Annotated in this window: 18 protein-coding genes and 2 pseudogenes; 11 read left to right on the forward strand and 9 right to left on the reverse strand. The window is 45.0% G+C overall.

All coding sequences use genetic code 11. The annotated features are described in order from the left end of the window. Positions 1 to 195, reverse strand: a pseudogene (locus tag AEA42_RS01865) (IS4 family transposase); the annotation flags it as partial. Between the two features lie 110 nt (positions 196 to 305). Here AEA42_RS01865 and AEA42_RS01870 point away from each other — a divergent pair. Then, positions 306 to 584: pseudogene (locus tag AEA42_RS01870) on the forward strand (sugar ABC transporter substrate-binding protein); the annotation flags it as partial. Positions 585 to 898: 314 nt separating this feature from the next. Beyond that, on the forward strand, positions 899 to 2,068 hold the full coding sequence (locus AEA42_RS01875; RefSeq protein ID WP_226871854.1) for a YgiT-type zinc finger protein: 1,170 nt from the start codon (positions 899 to 901) through the stop codon (positions 2,066 to 2,068). A gap of 450 nt (positions 2,069 to 2,518) precedes the next feature. On the opposite strand, the gene AEA42_RS01880 is transcribed toward AEA42_RS01875, so the two are convergent. The 3 genes from AEA42_RS01880 to AEA42_RS01890 are packed head-to-tail and all read right to left on the reverse strand — an operon-like array spanning position 2,519 to position 4,660. Next, positions 2,519 to 3,247, reverse strand: coding sequence for an amino acid ABC transporter ATP-binding protein (locus AEA42_RS01880; protein WP_055646796.1), 729 nt, complete (start codon positions 3,245 to 3,247; stop codon positions 2,519 to 2,521). Next, a complete protein-coding gene (locus AEA42_RS01885; RefSeq protein ID WP_037414942.1) occupies positions 3,240 to 3,920 on the reverse strand; it encodes an amino acid ABC transporter permease in 681 nt (226 codons plus the stop codon). The genes AEA42_RS01880 and AEA42_RS01885 overlap by 8 nt, the downstream gene beginning before the upstream one ends. 5 nt (positions 3,921 to 3,925) lie before the next feature. Next, on the reverse strand, positions 3,926 to 4,660 hold the full coding sequence (locus AEA42_RS01890) for a basic amino acid ABC transporter substrate-binding protein (RefSeq protein ID WP_037414939.1): 735 nt from the start codon (positions 4,658 to 4,660) through the stop codon (positions 3,926 to 3,928). Between the two features lie 366 nt (positions 4,661 to 5,026). Here AEA42_RS01890 and AEA42_RS01895 point away from each other — a divergent pair, with 366 nt between their 5' ends. After that, positions 5,027 to 5,851 carry a hypothetical protein gene (locus AEA42_RS01895; protein ID WP_082389598.1) on the forward strand — a complete coding sequence of 275 codons (825 nt, stop codon included), beginning with the start codon at positions 5,027 to 5,029 and terminating at the stop codon, positions 5,849 to 5,851. 4 nt (positions 5,852 to 5,855) lie between these two features. Here the strand turns inward: AEA42_RS01895 and AEA42_RS01900 are convergent, their stop codons facing one another. Beyond that, positions 5,856 to 6,746, reverse strand: a complete 891-nt coding sequence (locus AEA42_RS01900; protein WP_055646797.1) for a LysR family transcriptional regulator — start codon at positions 6,744 to 6,746, stop codon at positions 5,856 to 5,858. 121 nt (positions 6,747 to 6,867) lie between these two features. Between AEA42_RS01900 and AEA42_RS01905 the strand changes: the two genes are divergently transcribed. The 6 genes from AEA42_RS01905 to AEA42_RS01930 all read left to right on the forward strand — a co-directional run bounded on the left by AEA42_RS01905 (position 6,868) and on the right by AEA42_RS01930 (position 13,985). Then, complete coding sequence (locus AEA42_RS01905) at positions 6,868 to 7,302, forward strand: CidA/LrgA family protein (protein WP_055646798.1); 435 nt, start codon at positions 6,868 to 6,870, stop codon at positions 7,300 to 7,302. Then, positions 7,302 to 8,036, forward strand: a complete 735-nt coding sequence (locus AEA42_RS01910) for an LrgB family protein (RefSeq protein ID WP_055646799.1) — start codon at positions 7,302 to 7,304, stop codon at positions 8,034 to 8,036. The genes AEA42_RS01905 and AEA42_RS01910 overlap by 1 nt, the downstream gene beginning before the upstream one ends. Positions 8,037 to 8,216: 180 nt before the next feature. Next, the gene (locus AEA42_RS01915) at positions 8,217 to 8,693 is read left to right on the forward strand and encodes a GNAT family N-acetyltransferase (RefSeq protein WP_055646800.1); all 477 of its coding nucleotides are present in this window, start codon (positions 8,217 to 8,219) and stop codon (positions 8,691 to 8,693) included. Positions 8,694 to 8,919: 226 nt separating this feature from the next. Continuing rightward, complete coding sequence (locus AEA42_RS01920) at positions 8,920 to 10,395, forward strand: carbon starvation CstA family protein (protein WP_047535412.1); 1,476 nt, start codon at positions 8,920 to 8,922, stop codon at positions 10,393 to 10,395. A gap of 256 nt (positions 10,396 to 10,651) precedes the next feature. After that, a complete protein-coding gene (locus AEA42_RS01925; RefSeq protein ID WP_037414921.1) occupies positions 10,652 to 12,328 on the forward strand; it encodes a glucan biosynthesis protein D in 1,677 nt (558 codons plus the stop codon). A 187-nt stretch (positions 12,329 to 12,515) separates the two neighbouring features. Beyond that, on the forward strand, positions 12,516 to 13,985 hold the full coding sequence (locus tag AEA42_RS01930; protein ID WP_055646801.1) for an inorganic phosphate transporter: 1,470 nt from the start codon (positions 12,516 to 12,518) through the stop codon (positions 13,983 to 13,985). A 22-nt stretch (positions 13,986 to 14,007) separates the two neighbouring features. On the opposite strand, the gene AEA42_RS01935 is transcribed toward AEA42_RS01930, so the two are convergent. Further along, positions 14,008 to 14,904 (reverse strand): DUF72 domain-containing protein, encoded by an 897-nt coding sequence (locus AEA42_RS01935; protein ID WP_055646802.1) that lies wholly within the window; start codon positions 14,902 to 14,904, stop codon positions 14,008 to 14,010. Positions 14,905 to 15,271: 367 nt separating this feature from the next. Between AEA42_RS01935 and AEA42_RS01940 the strand changes: the two genes are divergently transcribed. Continuing rightward, positions 15,272 to 16,636: a diguanylate cyclase gene (locus AEA42_RS01940; protein WP_055646803.1), complete on the forward strand. Its 1,365-nt coding sequence runs from the start codon at positions 15,272 to 15,274 to the stop codon at positions 16,634 to 16,636. Between the two features lie 80 nt (positions 16,637 to 16,716). On the opposite strand, the gene AEA42_RS01945 is transcribed toward AEA42_RS01940, so the two are convergent. Beyond that, positions 16,717 to 18,609 (reverse strand): methyl-accepting chemotaxis protein, encoded by a 1,893-nt coding sequence (locus AEA42_RS01945; RefSeq protein ID WP_047535423.1) that lies wholly within the window; start codon positions 18,607 to 18,609, stop codon positions 16,717 to 16,719. 260 nt (positions 18,610 to 18,869) lie between these two features. Here AEA42_RS01945 and AEA42_RS01950 point away from each other — a divergent pair, with 260 nt between their 5' ends. Continuing rightward, positions 18,870 to 20,396 carry an EAL domain-containing protein gene (locus AEA42_RS01950; RefSeq protein ID WP_055646804.1) on the forward strand — a complete coding sequence of 509 codons (1,527 nt, stop codon included), beginning with the start codon at positions 18,870 to 18,872 and terminating at the stop codon, positions 20,394 to 20,396. A gap of 55 nt (positions 20,397 to 20,451) precedes the next feature. On the opposite strand, the gene pepN is transcribed toward AEA42_RS01950, so the two are convergent. After that, entirely contained in the window at positions 20,452 to 23,085 is a 2,634-nt protein-coding gene (gene pepN / locus AEA42_RS01955) for an aminopeptidase N (protein ID WP_055646805.1), read from the reverse strand. Positions 23,086 to 23,325: 240 nt separating this feature from the next. Next, positions 23,326 to 23,919, reverse strand: a complete 594-nt coding sequence (lpoB, locus tag AEA42_RS01960) for a penicillin-binding protein activator LpoB (protein ID WP_007645693.1) — start codon at positions 23,917 to 23,919, stop codon at positions 23,326 to 23,328. Positions 23,920 to 23,934 lie beyond the last annotated feature (15 nt).

The raw sequence follows: 23,934 nt of genomic DNA on the forward strand, positions 1-23,934 counted from the left end.
GAGCAAACGATCAATGCGCTTGATGTTGTGCTTGGTTCGGGCCGTGGTTGGTAAATTTCGACCTAACTCAGTCAAGGTCAGTGTCTTACATTCAATCAGTGCCTTAGAGGCCAGCATCAAGCTGTTTAATCGTTTTAGGTGAAGTTCTGGGCAGTATTGGTGTAAAGAATGTTGTAGGATATTGGCTTCGCGCATCTTGTTGTCCAAGTGTAGTTTTTGGCGAAACCATTTGATCATGCAACAAGATGCGCTTCCACCCTAATTTGATGATTTATTTGTAAATCATCAGGGGATTCTTCAGTGCAGCGCTTTACCGTGAGATGATTGCCCCATACCAAGGAAAAATTAGCAACAAGGAGGTCGTCGTTATTATTACTGACACCTCTCCAGAGCAATTAATGATGTTGAAGGATAATCTTGCGCATATCAATGTCGGTCAAAATCCCTATGAAATGGGCAGGCAGGCAATTTTGACGCTTTATAAAATTGTCACCAAACAAAAGTATCAAGAAATAATTTATACACCGGTGACATTTTGCTCTCCACAGAACTTCAATACCTGTGAAAAGCGTACAGGAATGTAATGTCAATGAGCCAATGTTCCTGAGACTGCTTTAGAGTGTGTAGCCCCAAAGAAGTAATTGACAGATGTTTGTACAGTCTTGTAGTGGCATAGTGATTCATCAACAAAAAATAAGCGTGAAAAAACGAGAAAGGTAAAACGATATCAAGTAATTACCCATCAATCACTATAAAAACCGCTACCGCAAAAAAGCAAATTCCTATAGCATCATTTATACCAATTGACATGAATATGGCTGCGGCCATATTTGAACAAGCGATTTATGTCCCGCAAACAGCGCAGTGCATAAATACTAAGACGTTAAGTGCTTAAGGAGTGAGTTTGGAAATTACCGATTTCTTTCCCGAACAAGGGCATATTCAGAGGCTTCATTGTGATGCATGCAAAGGTCATTTAGATCTTGTTTTTTCTGATTTCCATGAACTTGTTACAGGTGTGGATATTGAAATAAAGGGGCTTCCGATGCTCTACTGCGGATCATGTGAAAAAAGCTTATTTCCTGATGATTCTAAGTTCGCAGTGATCAATTTGCATGAGCAGGCATTTAAAAAATCTAGTAACAAGGTGACTGTTACACGTAATAAAACAAACCAAGATTTCGGTTTTGGTGTTGTTCCATTCATTTACGATTCAGACGACTATAAATATATTCCTGGACTTAAGCGGCCATGGGATGAAGGTTTTCTTACTCCAGTATTTTTTAATCGAGAAGTACTTTTAAAATATGATTCATCCCCAACTTATCGATTGAGCTTTGCTTCAACCACATATGGAAAGATACGGAGAGGTGATGATTTCTCAATGCCATTTGGCATTAATAAAAACGGTAAGGTTGTTATGTGGTTGGGCGATATTGCTCGCCTTCCAGATGCTGAACAATATTATCTCCGCTCTGAAAATATCGCATCCGATCACTCTATAGGTTCAGAATTTTACGATGGGCAAATCGAATGTATTTTTACCGACTTATCTAAAGAAGATGCATTATTTAAAAGTCGCTCAACGTTTCTGGAAGCCTGCTTCAATAAATTTGGTATAAAAATAGCTCACCTAGATAGTGAGGTGTTTGATCTTTCAGTGTCTTTTAACACACCTGTTGTGGACACTGAAAAAGAACGAAGACACGTAGCGGATACGCTTAATAAGATATACCTTGAGTCGTTTGATAAGGAAGCGTTGGGCGATGTGATTTCGCAATTAGGTGGAGATCCCAAAAAACTTGGTAGTATTAAGCTATTGCAAAAAACGATTGAGCTTAGCTGTTCTGGTGAAGATATACCTACTTTGATGTCACCTTTCTATATTCTCTATGATTTACGGGTAGTTTATTCTCATATTGGCTCTAAACAGAGTGAGCAAGAAAAACTAGATTTTGTAATTAGTCGCCTAGGCCTTGGTGCAAACTCTGGCCTCATGGAAATCTACCCGTCACTTGTTGAAAAAATGCGCGAATCATATGAAAGGCTAACAGAACTTCTTAAATAAATTATGCATAGATCGCACTTAACAATCGCGTCAATCGAGACTTGTTTTCCGCTAGCGCTCCAAAAAAGCCATTACGCGGGCGTTAATTTATAGAAATTTTAATCCGAAACTGACGAGTTAGAGCAAAGGGGCTATCACGATTTTGTCCCAAAGCATGCTGTGTGTTTCTTTAAAACCTACAAGCTACACCGATGCTAAAAGGGTGAGTCATGGTGATTAGCGAGACGACCGTCCGCCCCAAGGCCGCTCTTTGGCATCCATGCCATCGCGGCATTCGTGAATCCATTCACATCAGACGGGGCGGTCGAGCATCCACGGATGGACACGCTGCGTGTCGTTGAGTGAATGCCATGACTCATCCAACAATCAGCTCTAGCTTTAAGTGTCTTAAAGCGTGTGGCGTATCATCGCGCAAATACCATTGTTCACCTTTCAATGTTGTATAAGTCTTTATGACCTCAATACCTTACTTAAAAAGCTTTGGGTTCTGGCTTCTTTGGGGCGGGTGAATAATTCCTCGGGGATATTGGACTCCACTACATAGCCGCCATCCATAAAGATGACTCTGTCGGAAACATCGCGTGCAAAGCCCATTTCGTGGGTCACAATTACCATGGTCATGCCTTTTTGCGCTAAGTCCTTCATCACATCCAGTACATCGCCAACCATTTCGGGGTCGAGTGCTGAGGTGGGCTCGTCGAATAGCATGAGATCCGGCTCCATCGCTAGTGCGCGGGCAATGGCAACCCTTTGCTTTTGTCCGCCCGAGAGACTGGAAGGATAGGCATTGGCTTTATCCTGCAAGCCCACTTGAGTAAGCAGCGCCAGCGCCTTGTTATCGGCTTCGGCTTGGGTCATTAACTTTAGGCTCACAGGTGCTAAGGTAATGTTTTGTAATACGGTTTTATGGGGGAATAGGTTGAAGTTTTGGAACACCATGCCCACTTTTTGCCGCAATTTATCGACACAGGCATCCTTGGCGGTAATGGATTGCCCTTCGATTTCAATATCCCCTTGGGTGGGTTTTTCTAACAGGTTGATGCAACGTAAAAAGGTGCTTTTACCGCTGCCGCTGGGGCCGATCACACTCACCACTTCGCCTTGGCGAATATGTTCGTTGATGCCCTTAAGGACCGCATTATCGCCGTAACTTTTGTGTAGGTTGGTTATGTTAATCACTTTGCTTCAACCTCTTTTCGAATTTCGACAGCATAAATGTGAAGCTGTAGGTCAGGAACAGGTAAATCAGCGCACAGGTAAAGAGTGGGATACTGTCTTCAAAGGTACGACTACGGATAATCTCGCCCGCCCGCATTAAATCCACACCGCCAATAAAGCCAATTACGGCGGTTTCTTTGAGTAGCACGATAAACTCATTGCCTAACGCGGGCAGAATATTCTTAATCGCCTGCGGCAGAATAATCAGTTTCATGGTCATGGCTTGCGATAGTCCAAGCGAGCGTGCTGCTTCGGTTTGACCTTTATCGACGGCTTGGATCCCTGCGCGAATAATCTCAGAGATATAAGCGCCACTGTTTAAACCAAAGGCGATAATGGCGGCGGTAATTTTATCGACATCGAATGCGGCCAGCACGATGAAGTAAAGGATCACTAACTGCACCACCACAGGCGTGCCGCGGATAACGCCAACATAAAGTTCGGCGGGAAAGCGGATATACCACTTTGATGACATCTTCATCAGTGTGGTGCCCACGCCTAATACTGCGCCTAATAACATGGCGAAGAAGGTCACAATCAAGGTGACTTTTAAGCCGTTTAAGATCAGCAGTATGCCTATCATGCCGTCGTCACCAATGGGACTAAACAGCGAAGTATTGATTGCTTCTAACATAGGGATCACTTGATATGGGCTGAAACGAGCGTCTGATATTGGCCGCTTTCTTTCAAGTTTTTCAGCGTGTTATTAATGCTAGTGAGGAGTTCAGGCTGCTGTTTTGACACCGCAAAACCATAAAACTCAGCGGGGAAATCTAGCTTGATCAGTTTGAGATCGGGGTTTTTCGCCAGATAGTTCGCCGCAGGCTCGCTATCGAATAGCACTAAGTCGACTTTACCATTCTTCAGCTCCATGATGGCTTCGAAGCCTGTGTTAAAAGCAGTGACATTTTGGGTGTATTTTTTAGACATCATATCGGCGGTTGAGCCGAGCTGCACCGCAAAGTGTTTGTCTTTAATGTCATCAAGGGTATGAATTGTGTCGTTATCTTTATTGACGAGCAGCACTTGAGTTGCCTCATAGTAGGGCTCCGAAAAGTTAACGCTGGCCTGGCGCTCTGGTGTGATGGTCATGCCCGAGGCAATAAAATCAATCTTGCCTGAGTTTAGCGCGACGATCAGTGAATCGAATTTCATGTTTTCGACTTTAAGCGTTTTGCCGGCATCTTTAGCGATTTGTTTGGCAAGCTCAATGTCGAAACCTTTGATTTCATCGCCACTTTGTCCGCCAACGTATTCAAAGGGCGGGAAGGCCGCATTGGTTCCTACCACTAAAACATCGTTGCTTTTCCCACATCCAGCTAACAACAAGGTGGCACTGAGGGCTAGGCCGCCTAATAACATGGATTTTTTCATTTAATACTCTCTTTTGGATAACTGGCAATGTGGCGACTATAGGAGGATTGCGTATTCGTGTCAATAATTATGCTTTATTTGTGATTAAAAATTCATTATTACACTGGCAGTTTAAATAACGACACCATATTTATTATGATTGTGGTGTTTGATATCAATAGTTTTTTAATAGGTTGTGAAATTGTTTAGGGTGACCGTGAATAGCAATTTAGCGCTTCAAAGTGATGAGGTGAGCTAATTTTTATTCACTTTAGTGAATAGGCTGGATTTTTATGAACTATCTCAGATACAAATGATGCAAAATTGATTAAATTAAACTTAAATCATCTAATCGGCAGTTTTAAATCGCAATTGATGGAGCACTATGTGAAATACCAAATTTTGGCGCCTGTAGCGTTGCTTTTAAGTTTAGCAACCTCTGTTTATGCAGAGGAATCAACCCAATGGCATTACACTATGGGCATTCATGATTTTATTGTCGAACAAGAAAATTCGCATACCTTTGGGGCCAATGGCAATATCATTATTGAACATACCACTGCATCGGATATTTATCTGTCTGCGGTGCTGGATATGTTTATCGATATTGATAGAGATAAGCTGGATCCTGACCATATTCCGATGTGGTTTAAATCGGAATATGCCGCGATTGGAGAGCTTTATCGTTTTTCCCCGCAGTTATCCTTAGGTTGGCAAGTGGATTTGCAGGGCAAGCGTAATACTGTGAGTTCAGTGGAGAAGCAGGCGAAGTTTTTTCCAGGACTAACAGCCAATTATCAAGGCCAACAAACCCAAGCTCAGCTTAAGGCGGGTGCGGGCTATTACTTTTTGGAGATCGACGATGACGTGCCCCGCACCCGAGGTTACGATAGAGGCGATTTTGGTAATAGTGAGTTTGCTTACACTGTAATGGGTAGCGTTGGTGTTGATTTAACGCCCAAATTAAACGTGAACTTAGCTGCGCAAACTTGGAACGATGGCGACCAATGGCTTGAAAATCAATATCGCTTCAGCATGAGTTACGATACGGATTACTGGGAGAAGGGGAGCCAGTGGTTACTGTATGTGGAGTATACCGAATACAACCTTGACCACTATGCCAAGGAGAGTGTGCACTCACCCGACTACTTGCCTATTCTGCCTTGGGATAACGATACCTTAGTGCGTTTTAGCTTAGTCGTACCTTGGTAGAAGGTTATTTTTGCGTTAAGTGCTTTTTAACTAACGCGATCATCGCCAGTGCCGCAAAGGACAATACTTGTTCTTTGCGCCAAAATAGCGATAACTCCCAGCGCAATTCGTCACTCGCCAGTGGAATATTGACCACCCCCGCCACACTATAACGCCGCGCGATTGAGCGCGGCAGTATCATCACGCCAGTTCCCGCAGCCACCAGTGCGATACCAAAGTCTGCTTGGCTAACACGGGTGATATTTTGAGGTGAGAATCCGGCTTGCTGACAGGCGTTGAGCACCAATTGATGCAGGGTGTATTCAGTCTCAAACATCACTTGTGGCTCATCGACTAAGTCGTGGATCGACAGCATTGGTCGCGAGGTAAGGGGATTCTCCTTGGGCAGCACTACCACCATAGGATCGTTAAACACTCGAATGCCGTCATAGCCATCATCAAGGTCGATTATGCCAGTGGCTAGTTCGATTTCGCCCTTTTGAATTGCGAGCGTTTGTTCAACGCCACCGCGGACTAATAAGTGCATCTCTATTTGTGGATACTGCTGGCGATACTTGGCAATGATTGGGGCAAAAATCTCAGCACTGCCGAGCGGCGCGAGGCCGAGTTTTAATTCACCCGCAGTCAAACTGCGCTGGGCACTGAGTTCGGCCAGCATACGTTGGCGTCCGGCTAATAACTCCTTACCATGGCGATAAACCACTTCTCCTGCTTGGGTGAGTTTGACCTGAGTGCCACGTTTGCCGCGCTCGAGTAGCACGAGATCGAGTTCTTCCTCTAATTGGCGCAGCGCCTTGGAGAGGGCGGGTTGGGTGAGATGAACCTTTTCACTGGCTTTACCAAAACCGCCAGCATCGATGATCTCGATAAAATAGCGCAGCACTTTGAGATCCATTCTCGCCCCTATAATGCATTCTTAAAATTCATGGATTACATGCTTAATATTCATTTTTTTTATTTAATAGGCAAGCCTAAAATAATCCCATAGTAACTTTTGGTGTAAATCGAGAAACCGCATGTCTTTCCTACAAGCCGCAATACGTCGATGCCGTCATGGGGCTGTATTGTTAACTCAAATTGGCCTCTTTTGTTTATTGTCTTTTGCCTGCCATTGGTTTGCCTCTTGGGCGCATTCACCAGTGCCTGGTAGTGTATTAGGTTTAGGTCTGTTGCTGATTTTGTTAGCGACTAAGTTAATTCCTGAAAATGCCGTGCAGCTCGGCGCGGCTTGGCTTATCGGTGAGCTGCTGCTGTTTTTTATTCCGCCAGTGATCTCAGTTATCAAGTACGAAGGCCTGTTTGAGCAATATGGGTTGAATATCCTCTTCACCTTAGTGATGGGCAGTGTATGCGTGATGGTGGGTACGGGATTTGTGGTTGATAGAGTGTTTCGCTTCGAGCGTCAGCTCAATATCAAAAAGCATGCGCGTCGCCATGCTAAGGCCGTGTAATGTCGAGCGTTAGCTTAAGTCCTGCGGTTGTCTCTGAGTTAGTGTTTTCGCAGACGGGATTGGCACTTATCAGCTTGTTATTAACACTATTTTGTTATTTTGCGGCGAAGCGTTTGTATAAGCGCCACCGGGTATGGTGGTTAGCGCCGATTGTACTTGCGCCTGTAGTGATCACGCTCTTGGTGTTTAATCTCGATATTCCACTGCCGACTTATTTTGAATACACCCATTGGTTAATGGCGATGCTTGCTCCGGCGACAATCGCATTTGCCTTGCCGATTTATCGGGAGCGTAAACTCATTCGCCAATATCCGCTGACCATTGCCCTTGGCGTGATGGCTGGACTGTTGCTGGGCATGGTGTCGAGCTGGCTATTAGTCAAATTTGTGCCTCTACCTGTGGAGCTTGCAAAGAGTTTGTTGGTGCGTTCGGTCTCTACGCCCTTTGCGATGGAGGCCACAAGCGCCTTTGGCGGTGTGCCAGAACTGACCGCCATGATGGTGCTCATCACCGGTATTATCGGCATGTTAGTGTGCGAGCCGCTGTTCAAGTTGATGCATATTCGCACCTCTTTAGGTAAAGGCGTGGCCTTGGGCGCTTCAGCCCACGGTGCGGGCGCCGCCAAAGCCAGTGAGTTAGGCCAGCAAGAGGGCGTCATTGCCAGTTTGACCATGATTTTTATCGGGATTGCGATGGTGCTGGGCGCGCCCGTATTTGCCGTGATCTTCAGTTAGTGTGAGTTAGTGATTTGCTGGGTTGCGTTAACCCTCCCCACCTTAATTGTGATTTTGTTTGTTTAAATGATGTTGTTTTGCCTCTTAGGGCGCTAACCTCTGCTTGGGTTATGCGCCCATTTTTTTAGCTGACGGCGAATGTCGAGATGTCATGATGATGAAATTGAATAGAGATATAGGATGGATAAGCAAACACGCGTATCGAATGTGACATTGAGACCCATAGAACAAGATGATCTGGAGTTGATCTTTACCCATCAGCAGGATCCGATTGCATCCCAATTGGCGCAGTTCCCCTCGCGGGACCGTGAGGCGTTTTACCTTCACTGGCAGCAAAATATCCTCGGACAGGCGTCGGTACTGGCACGGGGGATAGAAGTCGATGGCTTGCTGGTTGGCAATATCGGTCATTGGCATAGGGATGGTCAGGCGATGATTGGCTACTGGATTGACCGTGCATTTTGGGGGCGCGGGGTCGCAACCTTAACCTTGAGCACATTTTTACCGTTAGTGATCTCAAGGCCGCTCTTTGCCCATGTGGCACTGCATAATGTTGCATCCCAGCGGGTGTTGCTGCGCCATGGATTTGTAAAGACGGACAGACTCATTCAAGAGGAAGATGATACGGCGCCATTATTTGAATTTGTGCTGAGTTAAGGCTTAAACAAGCTATACCGCCAATAGCTGAAACACTTATAGAGAAGATTGGATTTATTTTTTACAGACAAATTATTTGAAAAATCTATTTAGATAAGCGAGTCTTATCGTAAATTTAGATTTATCAACCCGACTTTAGTCTAGTATGTGATGGCTTGATCTCATTGGCTAACTCAATGAAACTCTCTAGTTAATCACCTTCTACTAAAGTATGGATAGTTAAATAATGTTAATTTTCTTCTTATGTCTTGCGCTCTTAGTGCTGGCATACAAGTTTTATAGTCCGTTTGTTGAACGCCAAGCTGGGATTGATCCTAAAGCGCAAACACCCCAAGCAAGATTCGAAGATGGCGTGGACTATGTACCCGTCCACCCAGCTAAAGCGTTTTTAATCCAATTTTTAAACGTTGCCGGTGTCGGGCCGATTTTTGGCCCTATTCTAGGGGCTTTATATGGTCCAGTGGCCTTACTCTGGATTGTGTTAGGCAACATTATCGGCGGCGCGGTGCACGATTATTTCTCTGGGGTGTTAAGCATAAAAGAAGATGGAAAGAGTCTGCCTGAAATCGCAGGTCACTATTTTAATATCTATTTTAAAGGCGTGATGCTGCTGTTTACTGCGATGTTACTCTTTTTCGTGGGCGTGGTGTTTATCATGAGCCCTGCAGGACTACTCAGTAATCTCGATTATTTTAAAGATACTATTTTTGGCAATAACACCTTCTGGGTATTAGTGATTTTGGCCTATTACTTCTTAGCCACTATGCTGCCAATCGATAAGATCATCACTAAGCTGTACCCCGCGTTTGGCCTATTAATGATCGTGATGACCACTTCGATTGCAGTGGCTCTCCTCATCAATGCACCGCAGTTACCCGAAATGGGCGATGTGTTCGCGTACTTCAACCACAGCCATTACAACAATGAGTTATTGGAACCTAACCCCGATGGTTTACCGATTTGGCCATTACTGTTTGTGACTATTACCTGTGGTGCTATTAGTGGTTTTCATTCAACTCAAGCACCTATCATGGCACGTTGCCTGACAAACGAGAAATACGTTCGCCCAGTTTACTACGGCGCTATGGTGGCTGAAGGTGTGGTGGCTTGTGTATGGGCGACTGCGGGGATTGCGGCCTTCCCGGGCGGATATGTTGAGCTTAAGAGCTTACTAGACCAAGGCGGCCCTGGCTTAGTGGTTAACCAAGTGGCTACGAGCTATCTTGGGGTATTAGGCGGCGTGATGGCAATTATTGCGGTCGCTGTATTTCCGATTACCTCGGGGGATACCGCGTTCAGATCGCTGCGTCTAACCATTATCGACGCCTTTAATATCCCTCAGAGTATGCGTAACCGTTTGCTGGTAGCGGCGCCTATTCTGACCATCGCTTACTTTATGACCAAGATCGACTTCTCCTTGATCTGGCGTTATTTTGCTTTCTCAAACATGCTGCTATCGACCAGTGTGCTATGGTTGGCGACAAAATATCTATTCGATAGAGGCAGTTTTCACTGGATAGTAAGCTTGCCTGCGATTGCGGGCACTTGTGTGACAGTGTCTTACATTGTTACCGCAGGTATTGGTTTAGGTTTACCTCAATCCCTGAGTCAACCAGTGGGCATCGCCGTGGGTGTGGTGTGTTTAATCGCCTTGATTATTGCTAATAACAAACGCAAAACAGTAATAGATACAAAGTTATAACTTAATTGGCTTTATGACCATAAAGGGCTGCATTTTGCAGCCCTTTTTAATACTATTTTCATAAACTGGCGTCAGTATTGAATATTGTCACTGTGACATATTCCATTGCGTCGAAATTATGTTAGATTCTGGCGAACTGATGAAGATAGAGTTATTGTTATCACTGTCATCAACAGTTCTCCACAGGGCAGTCACTGCAATAATGCTTACTTTTGCAGAGAAGTGTCAGGAAGTTACACCAATTCAGAGTCTGCTTATGCAACCCAATTTATTTCCCGAACAAAGACATTTAAATCCTGAGCCGATGGTGATGCCATCGGTAGAAGCTCAGTCTACTCGTAGCCGCTTACAACGGATGGTTGGCAGCGTACTGCTCACCTGTAGTGTGTTGTTAAGCTTATCTGCTTGTGCAGCGGGTAAAGCCAGTGCGCCGCAGGAAGAAGAGTTTAGCTACGCTTGGTTAAAAGGCTATGCCCATACGCTGGCGACAGAGTCCTATGTAAGCCACAAGGGTGAGTTACCAAAAAGCTTACAGGGCATGAGCTGGGATGATTACCAGCAATTCCATTTCAAGAAAAAAGCCGCACTGTGGCATGAGGATGATTCGGAGTTTCGCGCCGAGTTGTTCCACTTAGGCCTGTATTTCGATACACCAGTGCACATTTACCAATTGGAAAATGGCAAGGCTAAACTGATTGAATATTCTCCTTCTATGTTCGATTACGGTAAGTCGAAGGTAAAGGGTAGCCAGCTTCCTAAAGATTTAGGTTTTGCAGGCTTTAGAATGCAGTTCAACACTGACTGGCAACGTGACGTGGTCGCCTTCTTGGGCGCAAGCTATTTCCGCGCGGTCGGTCAGGAAATGCAATATGGTCTTTCTGCCCGTGGTTTGGCGGTTGATACTGCGTTGCCTAAGCCTGAAGAATTTCCGATGTTTACCCGTTTTTGGTTAGAGAAGCCGCAACCAGGTTCTAATATTGCGACTGTGTATGCACTGTTAGATTCGCCAAGCGTGACCGGGGCTTACCGTTTTGATATCGAGCCGGGTGAGCGTTTGAAGATGAAGGTTGATGCGGCGATTTATCCGCGTAAGGCTATCGAACGTTTAGGCGTTGCACCACTGACAAGTATGTTCATGGTCGGTGAGAATGATCGCCGTACAGGTTACGACTGGCGTCAAGAGATCCACGATTCAGATGGACTTGCCATGCATACGGGGAACGGTGAATGGATTTGGCGCCCTCTGGGCAATCCAAGTAACTTGAGATTCAACGCCTATAGCGATGAGAATCCAAAGGGCTTTGGGTTAATGCAGCGCGACCGTAATTTCGACCACTACCAAGATGACGGCGTATTCTACGAGAAGCGCCCAAGTCTGTGGATTGAACCAACAGGTAATTGGGGTAAAGGTTCGGTGCAGTTAGTTGAAATTCCAACACTGGACGAAACCTTCGACAATATCGTGGCTTTCTGGAATCCTGCAGAGCCCATTCAACCAGGCCAAGAGTTGCTCTATAGCTACAACATGTACTGGGGCGGTACTCCACCTGTGCAGTCACCCCGTGCCCGCGTAGTGGATACCTTTACTGGTATTGGTGGCGTAGTTGGTCAAAAGCGTAAGTACTATAGCAAGCGCTTCGTGATTGATTTTGCTGGTGGTTCTTTACCAATGCTGGGTAAAGATACTCAAGTGAAAGCGGTTATTTCAACTTCACAAGGCCGTGTGGAAATCGACTCTGCTCGCCCACAACATGCGATCAATGGTTACCGCGCTATGTTTGACCTCGTGCCGCCAGAGGATAGCGTTGAGCCGATTAACCTAAGAGTTTACTTAGAAGTAGATGGTCAACCTTTGTCTGAAACGTGGATGTACCAATGGACACCACCGCCGATGAACGAACGTGAACTGCATAACGCAGGTCATCTACAGTAAGCTATATGGGTGAATCAAAACGCCAGCCTCAGTGCTGGCGTTTTTGCATCAAGCGATTTGTTAATTGCAAGTTGGATTCAAAGTTATTGAGCACTAATTCACTTTTTGAAAATCTAAATAATTTTTCACTGTCAAATACCCAACCTTGGGCGTAATCTGTGGCGTCCTCGTCATAGGTTCGCGATTTATGTTTGAGATATTTACCTCTATCGGCTTTGGTTGGTCGGTGGCTTTAGTGCTGGCAGTGTTATTTGTGTTGGCCTACGAATTTATCAATGGCTTCCACGATACCGCCAATGCTGTTGCGACGGTGATCTATACCAAAGCTATGCCTGCAAATTTAGCGGTGGTTTCATCAGCCCTTTTTAACTTTGCGGGAGTGTTACTTGGCGGACTTGGCGTAGCCTATGCCATAGTACATCTTCTTCCCGTTGACTCCTTGTTGGGGATGGACTCCACTCCAGGGCTGTTAATGGTGTTTTCACTGTTATTTTCCGCCATTATCTGGAACTTAGGTACTTGGTACTTTGGTATTCCAGCTTCTAGCTCCCACACCTTAATTGGTTCGATTATGGGGGTTGGTGGCGCATTTGCTTGGATACATCACCAGCCTATATTGCATGGCATTAATCTCACTAAAGCCACGCAAATCATGTTATCCCTGATTATTTCGCCCACCCTTGGTTTTGTGCTGGCTGGAGCACTGCTATTGCTGATGAAGTTCATGTGGCAAAAGCACAAGATCCACCGTACGCCCGATGAACAATTTCAGATTAATGGTAAACGCCATCCACCATTTTGGGCGCGCGTCAGCCTGATAGCTTCGGCCATGGGGGTGAGTTTTGCCCACGGCTCGAATGATGGGCAGAAAGGCATAGGTTTAGTGATGCTGGTGCTTATCTGTATGGCCCCAGCGTATTTTGCCCTCGATATGAGCAGCCAGTCCTATGATTTGGCAAGGACGCAGGATGCAAACCGGCGGATTATGGCTATCTATAGCCGCAATCAAGCGATAATTAGCGATTTAGTTGATGTAAAAGCGCAGCTTGAGGCGAGTGATGAGCTGTTGAGCCATTGTTCGGCACAGACCGTGTTACCCGCGATGTCGTTGCTTGATCGCCGTTTGGATAGGGCGAATAGTTTTCAAGATATGACGGTAGAAGAGCGCCGTGAAGTGCGTAGGTTGTTGCTGTGTATCGATGATACCGCTCGTAAAGTGTCTAAATTAGACTTACCAGCCAAGGAGTTAAGCTCTTTAGCTAAATGGCGTAAGGATTTGACTAAATCGACCGAATACGCGCCGCTTTGGGTGATCGTGGCGATTGCGACTGCCTTGGGTTGTGGCACGCTTGTGGGCTGGCGGCGAATTGTTTATACCGTGGGAGAAAAAATAGGCTCGTCTGGAATGACCTATAGCCAAGGTATTGCTGCGCAGGTGACGGCTGCGGCTTCGATCGGGATTGCCAGCGTTACGGGTATGCCAGTTTCAACTACGCATATTCTATCTTCGGCGGTTGCGGGTACTATGGTTGCTAATCGCTCTGGGCTGCAAAGCCAAACCATTAAGCAAATTCTATTGGCATGGGTACTCACGCTGCCTATTACGATGTTCTTGTCGGCATTGGTCTTTATTCTCGCTAACTCAATTTGGGGCTAAGCTGAAGTTGATATGCAGCCTCTTACCAAGAGAGTTGCATTTGCGCGGTAGGATCTGCCAATGGTGGTGTGTGTAACTTGATTGTTGGTAAGCAAATCTCAGCGGCGATTTGCTGCTGTAACTGCTGATATAAACGAACTGCGAGCTCTGGAGCCGTTTGATTGTCGGGTGTATGGATAAAAAGATAGGGTTCTCGACCTTCTTTAATCCAGAGGGGAAGTTGCTGTAACCAATTGTTGAAAAAGCTATCGTTGTTTTTGATCTGTAACTTATCGTTATTGGCGGCTAAGGCTTCGATAGTACCATCGGTTTGTCCGATAAAGCGAACCACTGGCGCATTTGCAGTTGCGATAGCATGTACGGGCAATTGTGGTTTTTTCTTATGGGCATCAATAATTGCTTCGCTAGCGGGCGGTAGGGCAAACAAGGGCCGACTGTCCATAATGATGCGATTTACCTGTTTACCCATCAGCAAGCGGTTTAGTGCTCGCTCAGCCTCTCCCTTCGCAAAAAAGGCTAAATGCCGTACTTCAACGCCATAGGTCAAGCCTTGGGGAAGCATTTCTAAAAAATGCGCCAAGGTTGTTAGTTGCTCCGGGCCAAAGTAGGCGGGAAGTTGGATCTTCCATAGCCCAGTTTTTTCAGCCAAGGGCGACATCACCCGAAAGAATTCCATTAGTTCCTGCTGACAATGTTGCAGCTGTCTTTGATGGGTGATGAGCTGCGGTAGTTTAAAGGTAAAGCGAAAGTCATCTGGTGTTGCGCTGTGCCAGTTCATCACTGTTTGTGTATTTGGCGTGGCGTAAAAACTGGTATTACCTTCTACAGTGTTAAAAATGGTTGCGTAGCGGGCAAGGCGATCGGCTTGCTTAGTTGTTACACCATAAACACTGCTTTGCCAATGCTGATGAGACCACATTGCAAGCCCTAGGCGAAAATGATTCGCTTGGTGTGAAGGTGACTTAAGCGCCGTCAAAATAACTCCAGATATAATCAACTAAATTTGAATTGGCTATTGTGCTCAAAGAGTTTTATCTCAGTCAAATACTAAGCATCTTGCGGATGCTGTTATTGGGTTAAGCTAATGTCCAATCCGGCTTTATGTATGGAATGTTGTAATAGTGGAACTGCCATGCTAATTACCCTACTCTAATAGTATGATATTATGTACTATTAACCTTAATCATCGAGTATTCGCGCGTTGGTTCTATACAGGGATGCAAAGCTTAGCTGCAATAGTCAGTTAGCTATTCTCGTTTTGTCTGCAGGCGTGGTGGGAGAGTCGTGTGAAAAACGAAGGTTATACTTCACTTGGTCGCTTTATTGATTTGCTATTAGATGCCATCTGTGTGGTGGATAAATCGGGGCGATTTGAATTTGTGAGTGCGGGTGCTGAACGTATTTTTGGTTACACGCCAGATGAAATGATTGGTATGCAGATGTTGGATTTGGTTTTACCAGAAGACCGTGAACGTACGCTTGCTGCGGCCAATGAAATTATGACAGATCACTATAAAATCGATTTTGAAAATCGTTATATACGCAAAGATGGCAGCATAGTGGATATTCTGTGGTCAGCCCGCTGGTCTGATGAATATCAACAACGCGTTGCGGTGGCTCGCGATATTACCAAAAATAAAAATGCTGAGCGTCGGCAAGCCGCGTTATACGAGATTTCTGAGGCGGTTCATGTGGCCGAGGATTTGTTATCCCTCTATAGTCATATCCACCAGATCATTGCAAAACTTTTACCCGCAGAAAATTTTGCTATCGCGCTTTATGACCAAGATTCAAATCAATTAGATTTTCCTTACCAGTTATCGGTGTCCGATCAAAATATCGCATATATCAGTAATGCTAATTATTTTGCTGAGCAGATCATTCAAACGGGACAATCCTTACTCTTTTGTCCCATGTCGAACACGCTTTCATCGCCATTAGCAGTAACTTTTAAAGATTGCTGGCTCGGCGTGCCGTTGAGATTGCACAAAGGGGTGATTGGCGCGTTGATAATGCATAGCAACCCAGGTTCGAGAAGCTATACTACACAAGATTGTGAATTGGTGGAGTTTGTCTCGACTCAAATTGCGTTCGCCATCGAACGTCGTCAAATGTTGGCTCGCTTAGAGCAGATAGCACTCTACGACCAGTTGACTCATCTACCCAACAGAGAGTTATTTTACGATAGGTTTCAAAAGGCTTTATCTCGAGCGCATCGAGATTCGAGTTATTTCTCTTTACTTTATTTAGACTTAGATAAATTTAAATGGGTTAACGATACCTACGGACATAGTGTGGGAGATTTGTTGTTACAAATTACCGCGCAGCGGCTTCTTAGCTGCGTGAGAGTTTCTGATACGGTCGCGCGTTTTGGTGGCGATGAATTTGTTATCTTACTGGAGCGAGTTGATTCTGCACACAATACCTTGCTCGTTGCTCAAAAAGTGCTGGATATATTGAATCAGCCTTTTGAGCTTGTAGAGCAGCAAATTCATATTTTTCCAAGTATTGGTGTCGCTTTGTATCCTGAGCATGGCAAAGATGAACAGCAACTTATTTCCTGCGCCGATGCTGCCATGTATAAGGCTAAAAAGAATGGTGGTAATCGTATTGAGTTGGGGTATCAAGGTTTGAAGGGAAAGCACTTATAGGCCAGTGTTAAGACTCTAACTAAAACCCGCTGTAACGAAAATCGCTACAGCGGGTGTTTATATCAATGCAACAAGTGTATTTATAGTTTAAAACGTGATACTTCCTGTTGCAGTGAGGCGGCTAAGTGAGCCAACTCCTGTGACTGCACCATCGCACTTTGGGCCTCAATAGAGAGGTTTTCTGAGACTTCACGAATTGATTCGGTATTGCGATTAATTTCGCTAGTAACAGAGGTTTGTTCCTCTGCGGCCGTTGCAATTTGGCTTGCCATATCAGATATCTCATTAATTGCTTTGCTTATCTGCAGCAGGCTCTCGCTGGCTGAGTTGGCATCAGCCACACTCGTTTCTGCCATATCATGGCTTTGAGTCATGGATTTTACGGCTTTGCCAGCTGTTTGTTGCAAGGTTTCAATCATTGCCTGAATTTCTTGGGTTGATGAGTGAGTGCGTTGCGATAATACGCGAACTTCATCGGCAACCACGGCGAAACCACGACCTTGTTCACCCGCTCGAGCGGCTTCAATGGCTGCGTTTAACGCAAGCAAGTTGGTTTGTTCTGCAATCCCACTGATCGTTAATAGAATGCTATTAATTTTTTGTGAGTGCTCATTCAGCTCGCTGATAATACGTCCTGCGGTATCAACCTCATTTGCTAAGTTACGAATAGATTGCTGACTTTGCATCACTTGTTTTTGACCATGATTCGAGAGGCTCACGGCATTTTGCGCTGTTTGCGCTGTATGTTCGGCGTTGCTGGCAATCTCTTCTGTGGCGCTGGCCATTTCGGTCACTGCGGTGGCGACCATGGTCACTTCATCCTGCTGAACCGCAATGCGTTGGCTGTTATCTGCCGCAGACGCACTGCTGCCCTTAGCTTGGTATTCAAGTTGGCCCGCAATATTGTGCATTCTTGAAATCATGCCGTGTAGACGTTCGACAAAGCGGTTAAAACCTGAGGCTAAGATCCCAATTTCATCATGGCTGTTTGCGGTGTGAATTCTCACCGTCAGATCGCCATCGCCCTCTGCGATATCATTTAGTGCCAAAGCAACTCGTTCTAAGTCTTTGAATTGCATTTTGAAGATTGCGACTAATACTAAACCAAACATTACCAGTAACCCAGCGCCTACGGCGGACATCCACCAAGCGAGCGTAGTCGCTTGCGACATGATTTCTTGTTTGTTCATCACAAATATTAACGCCCAGTCGGTCGACGGAACGTTCGCTACATAGACTAACTGAGTCTCACCATCTAATTCACGCTCTTCCATAGTATTGGCATTGGCGCGTTGTGATAGCCAGGTGGGGGTAAAATCAGAGTCAATAGTAGTAAGTTGTTGATTATTTAACTTACTATTTGGGTGACTAATAATTAGTCCTGTGTTGTCTACCATCAGGGTGTAGCCATTACCGGGGACTTCGAGCCGCTGTACCGCATCGGTGAGTTGGTCAATGGTAAGGTTTGCCGCGGCGACACCGAAGAGTTGGCCCGCAACCATCACTGGCTCAGCGATAGTCACAACTTGTTTTTTAAGGGTGGCGCTGACATAGGGAGCTGTCATAACCATGCTATTAGCGGCTTTGGCATCCATATACCAAGGGCGGACACGTGGGTCATAGTTTGCGGTATTGAGCGCTGGATCTTGGCGGTACATGTTGCCTTGCTCATCACCAAAATAGGTGAGTGCAAACCCCATTGCATTATGTGCTTGTAACAAATAAGGGGTAATTTGCACACTCGGGTCAGCCTCTATGGTCTTTTTAAGGCTTGTAATGGCTGTTTTTCTATCTTTCATCCACAGTCCAATACCTTCGGCAAAAGTATTCGCTAGTTGATCAATCTCGCCTTGGGTATTGCCTATAGCATGATTTCTAATGACGTAGCTTGAAATACTAACCAGTACTGCAACAGTGATGAATACGGCTAAGAGACTACTAAAAAGTAGGCGAGTTTTAAGTGTTGAACGCATATTCTATTCCTTTAAATTCCGCTAGCAACCTAACGTTAATAAAGTATAGCGGCTGAAATAGCTAAAGCATTAATGGTTGTTCATTCAGATTTGATAAAGTTGTGGCAGCTAACAGTATTTTGTTTTGTATAAGTATTTTCAAAAGTTACTTATATCATGGTGAACTTGTTTTATTGCACAGTTTTGAAAGGCTTTTTAGCATAGTATTCCTAAAGTGTCATAAGCAAGTGCACCCAAACATAAGTAAGAGAGTAGTATAGATGAAATGGAGTTTTCCTCGCTGGTGCTTTAATCCTTGGTTACATTCATGCTTAATCTTTCTTTTACCAATACTTTTAGCGAGTACAATTTATCCTTGGTTGACGGCCTATAGCATAGAAAAAAGGTTTAATCGTGATTTTGATGAAATAACACTTACTTTTGCAAATGGTGTTGATGATTTTAAGCAAAAAAATATTGAACGGGCATTTGCTAAATTATCTTTTACCTGCAATGAAGATGATATTGCGTTACTCAATAGTCAATCCTTGAGTCCAGCAATTGTTCGTTTTATTCAGCTAGAACTTGCCGATGGTAAAAAATGCTCCAATATCGGTCCGCCAGTCAATTACCATCTTGATCGATCTCGAAGTTTATTTTTTGGCACACAACAGGTCGATATTGCGACAACGGTCGCGGCCACCGATCGTGCTCGTAGTCTTGCCTATGCTTTTCATTTAGGTGAGCAGAAGTTAGTCGTGCTGACTAATAGCTCTGTTTATAACGAAACCCTATCTAACCTTTGCCACGGTTGTTATCAATTACTCATCAGTTATCAAGGGCTTTCCCCCATGGTTAGGGGGACAGAAAATCTTGATGAAAACCACAGCATTATCAAGAAATCTCGTTATATTAAAACGTTAGATGTCACCTTAACCTTAAAGGCGGGTGATGATCTCTACTGGCAAGAAGCTTATCGCATTGGTGTCGTACTCTTTATTGCAGCGTTAATTGCAGCATTTTTAGCTGTGATTTTTTATTGGAACTGGCAATCTGCCCGAGTGTCGCTTGGTATGTTGCTGCAAAAAGGAATGAGTCGAAAAGAATTTATTCCCTATTATCAGCCCATTATCGATTGCCGTTCAGGCGAAGTTGTTGGGCAGGAGATGCTGGTACGTTGGCGTCGATTTGATGGTGTATTAGTTCAGCCCAATCAATTTATTCCCTATGCTGAGGATTCGGGGCTCATATTACCGATCACCGATTTATTGCTAGATCAGGTGTATCGCGATTTAGCTCAACTAAAAGGCTGGGTAAGCATCAATATTGTTGCGCAGCACTTAGAGTCTGGCTTGCTGAGTCAATGGTTCTCTTTAAACCGAGATCCCATGGTTAAGCGGATTGCATTTGAGCTGACGGAGCGCAAACCTATCACTCAATTTGAGCTAGCCTTAGCTGAAATAAAAGCCGTTTTACCATTGTGCCATGACTTTAAACTGGATGACTTTGGTACGGGTTTTGGCGGTTTTAGCTATTTACAGCGACTTGGAATTAATAGTATCAAAATTGATAAGATGTTTATCGATACCATTGGTACAAAAGATCTTAAGGGAGCTGTACTTGATGCCATTATTGCCTTTGGACACGAGTCGAATATGGAGATGATTGCCGAAGGCGTGGAAACCCAAGAACAGGTAGATTATTTAGCGGCTAAAGGGGTGTATCAACATCAGGGCTATTTTTATTCTAAGCCACTACCATTGAAAGAGTTATTACATTTTTATCTACAGGTTTCCCATGTAAGGTAAAGATCAAGGCAAAAAGAAGAGGCTCATCAGAGCCTCTTCTTTTTTCAACTCATTATCAGTGGGTCATTTTATTTTTGATTAGCACGCAACGCTGCTCTGCTTGACGCGTTTCTAATAAAGTACGACGGCTAAGATTAGATAAGCCTGTTTGGCTGTCTAATACTTTATCCAAGGCGGTAATACTATTGTAATTACAGTCGGTTGGGATCAAGTTACGGCTGTAGCTACGCATAAACACTGGGCCCTTTTTGTCCATATCGGCTAAGTTTGCGAGGCGCTCTTCAGCTGTGGCTGCGCTTAAGAGTTTTTGCTCCGCAGGATAGAGGTTTTCCATGATGATGCGCTGTTTGGCAAACGGTAGGACATCGGCGTGGACTTTACTCAACCAGCGACGTTTTGCGGCAGCTTCAGGACGGATCACTTGAGCGGCTAATGCCGCTTTTTCCCCAGAATCTGAGTTATCACGTGCTATTTCCCGTGTTATACGTTGCTGCGCATTCGGGAAGTCGTAGCGATTAAGCTGGATTATGATAGCCCAGCGCAGATCTTGATCTAAAGTTAATCCTTTGATTTTAGTGGTGCCGTCTAGCAATTGCGCTAAATGACGTAAACTGTCACGATCGCTGGCTAATTGGATATAGGCATCGAACCAGCGGCGCTGGAAGTCATTATCCCCTCGACTCTCCATGGCCTTACGAAGGCTCATTTGCGCTAAGCCTTTGACTGCATTTTCAGCATAGTTTTGCTGAATAGGCGCGATCTGCGCGAGGTATTCTTTACTGCGTAGCAAGCTAGAAATAATTTGGCCGACTACAGTGTAGTCATTCTCCGCTGGGGCGTTGACGAATACTGTGCTGAGGTATTGATCTAAACTCAGGTTGCCCTCACGTACACTGTCCCACAAGCTTTGCCATAACATTGAGCGCAATAGCGGATCTGTAACTCGGCTTAACTGTTGCTTGGCGGTATCGAAGGATTTTTCATCGAGTTGCACCTTCACAAAGCCCCAATCATCATAGTTGGGGTAAACCAGATCGGGACAACGCTCACCGACTAATTGTTTCACCTCGGTACGCTCGCCCTTGTAGGTTACTGGTACTGTGGTCTCATGCCTTAAATCGAAACGTCCTTTAGTAAACAGTGCAATTTGGACTTTTTGCTCCCTCAGTGTCGGTAGTTCGCTGCTAGCGGGATATTGCAATAGGCTAAATTCGCTAATGCGGTTACCGTCGCAGCGGTATTCGGCTTTAATGGTGTTTACCCCAGCGCTGTATAGCCATTCCTGTGTCCATGCGCTTAAGTCTCTGCCCGCAGCTTTAGCGAGGCTATTGATAAAGTCATCAAGCTCGGCATTTTGGTAGCTGTATTGTTTGAGGTAGTTGCTCACGCCGCGGCGGAACACCAGATCACCAAGTAAATGGCGTAGCTGCTTGAGCGTCGAGGCGCCTTTTTGATAGGTAATAGCATCGATATTGTCGAAGGCATTTTGGGTGGTCGCTACAGGCACTTCAATCGGATGGGTAGTGACTAAGCTGTCTTGCTCATAGGCGCGCTGTTTGCCTTGAGCATAAAAACTGCGCCAAGCATTCGTAAATTCTGTGGCTTCTTGGGTCGCGAGTGTACCCATAAAAGAAGCAAAACTTTCGTTTAACCACAGGCCATTCCACCACTTCATCGTGACCAAATCGCCAAACCACTGGTGGGCCATTTCGTGCATAATAACACCCGCCAAGCTTTGTTTTTGCTCGGCGGTCATTTCTGCTTTGTGGAGGAAATGATCTTCGGCAAAGGTCACTGCTGCTGCGTTTTCCATTGCGCCATAGAGAAAGTCTGGCACTAGGATTTGGTCGTATTTTTTAAAGGGATAAGGAATACCAAAATAGGCATCAAAGAAGGTTAACCCCTGTTTTGTATAGGTAAACCAGTCCTGTGGGGTCACTTGGTGAGCAACGGATTGTCGTGCAAATAATCGCATAGGATAACGGCCGGAATTATCCTGCCACATATGGTACGGGCCAGCATGCATAGAGAAATTGTAAGGGCTTAATTTAGGCGTTTCAGGAAACTCCCAACGATTAATGGTCCCCGCAGGTGTGACAGAGGACTCGCGCATGGTACTGATCACTTGCCAATCCTTCGGCGCGGTCACACTGATTTTGTAATTGGCTTTTAAATCGGGTTGATCAAATACTGCAAACATCTGTTGAGCAGCGGCAGGCTCAAAGTGAGAGTAGAGGTAGACCTTGCCATCGACGGGATCTTGGAAGCGATGCAAGCCTTCGCCATTAGTGCTGTGCGCTCGGGTAAATTGCACTTCAACTGTGTTATCACCCGAGGTCAGTAAGCGGGTGTTTAAGCTGATATAGGCACCATTGTAATTGGGGTAAATGGCGGTTCCGTTAATCAAAAAACGCTTAATTTGTGCTTTGCTTAGATCCAAGCTCAGTTGCTTAGGAACCTCGCTAAGATTGAAGTGGATCTTAGTTGTTGCGCTGAATTGCGTGTCACCCGTCAGTTGAAAATCCAACTCATAATGCACATCCGATATTACCTGTGAACGTAGGCTTGCCTGATACTGGCTGATATAGGGACTGGCGTCCCTTGGCCCTGTATTTAAAGGACTTTTAACGGCGCACGACATTAATGCAGAGCAGGTGAGGGCGACTAGGCTAGCTTTAAACAAATTCACTACTTAAATCCTTCAACGATTTACTTTATTTGTGGCGTAGATGCAGCGTCGTGGGTCAAGAGTCGGCCTGATTGTGTCGCGAACTCTTCTCCATACAAAAGCGGCATCATTGCTTAGTGTTTTGGGCGAGTACACTACCTTATTTAGCATGGATAACCAATGTTAAAAATGTAAAAAAAGCCAGCAAAAATGCTGGCTTTTTTTGGATGTTTCGGCATTAGCCTATCACTTTGAGCGGGATTACATGCCCAAGAAAGACTTAGATTTAGTTTTACGGATTTCTTTTTCGTCAGACCATTCGATAAGACCTGTTTCTAAGTCCATTAGACGCATAGTCATCTTGTAGTAAACGTCTTTGGTGCTGCCATCTTGCTTAACGATGCTAGATAGGTTGCCATACAGCATGTACTGGGCACCGATTTGACGACCAAACTTAATGGCGGTTGATGGGTCAACCATACCGGTATTGTTTTGGTAATCCAGTTGCTTACGAACTGAATCGACTTTTGTCATGTCGATAAAACGGAACTTGCCTGAGCGCAATAATTTGTTGCTGATAGAGTCGGTTACTGACTCAGTATCGATATGCTCAGAGGTTTTGTTTTTGATGCTATCGACAAACAAAATTGGGCGGTTGTTCGCTGTCATGGCCACAATCGGTGGGAAAGTCATCATGCTATCAACCATTTTAGCGGCAATGGCTTGCAGATCCGTTGAGCCAAAGTTTTCGTTAACGGTTTCAACCTCTGTGGCATCACCATACTCTACTTTAGATTGACATGCAGCCAGACCCATCACGGCAGCCAGCACAAAAATCAGTTTAAATTGTTTCATAGTCAGTTCCATTTT

Origin of the sequence: Shewanella sp. Sh95 (genome assembly GCF_001308045.1) — a bacterium.
Taxonomy (GTDB): domain Bacteria; phylum Pseudomonadota; class Gammaproteobacteria; order Enterobacterales; family Shewanellaceae; genus Shewanella; species Shewanella xiamenensis.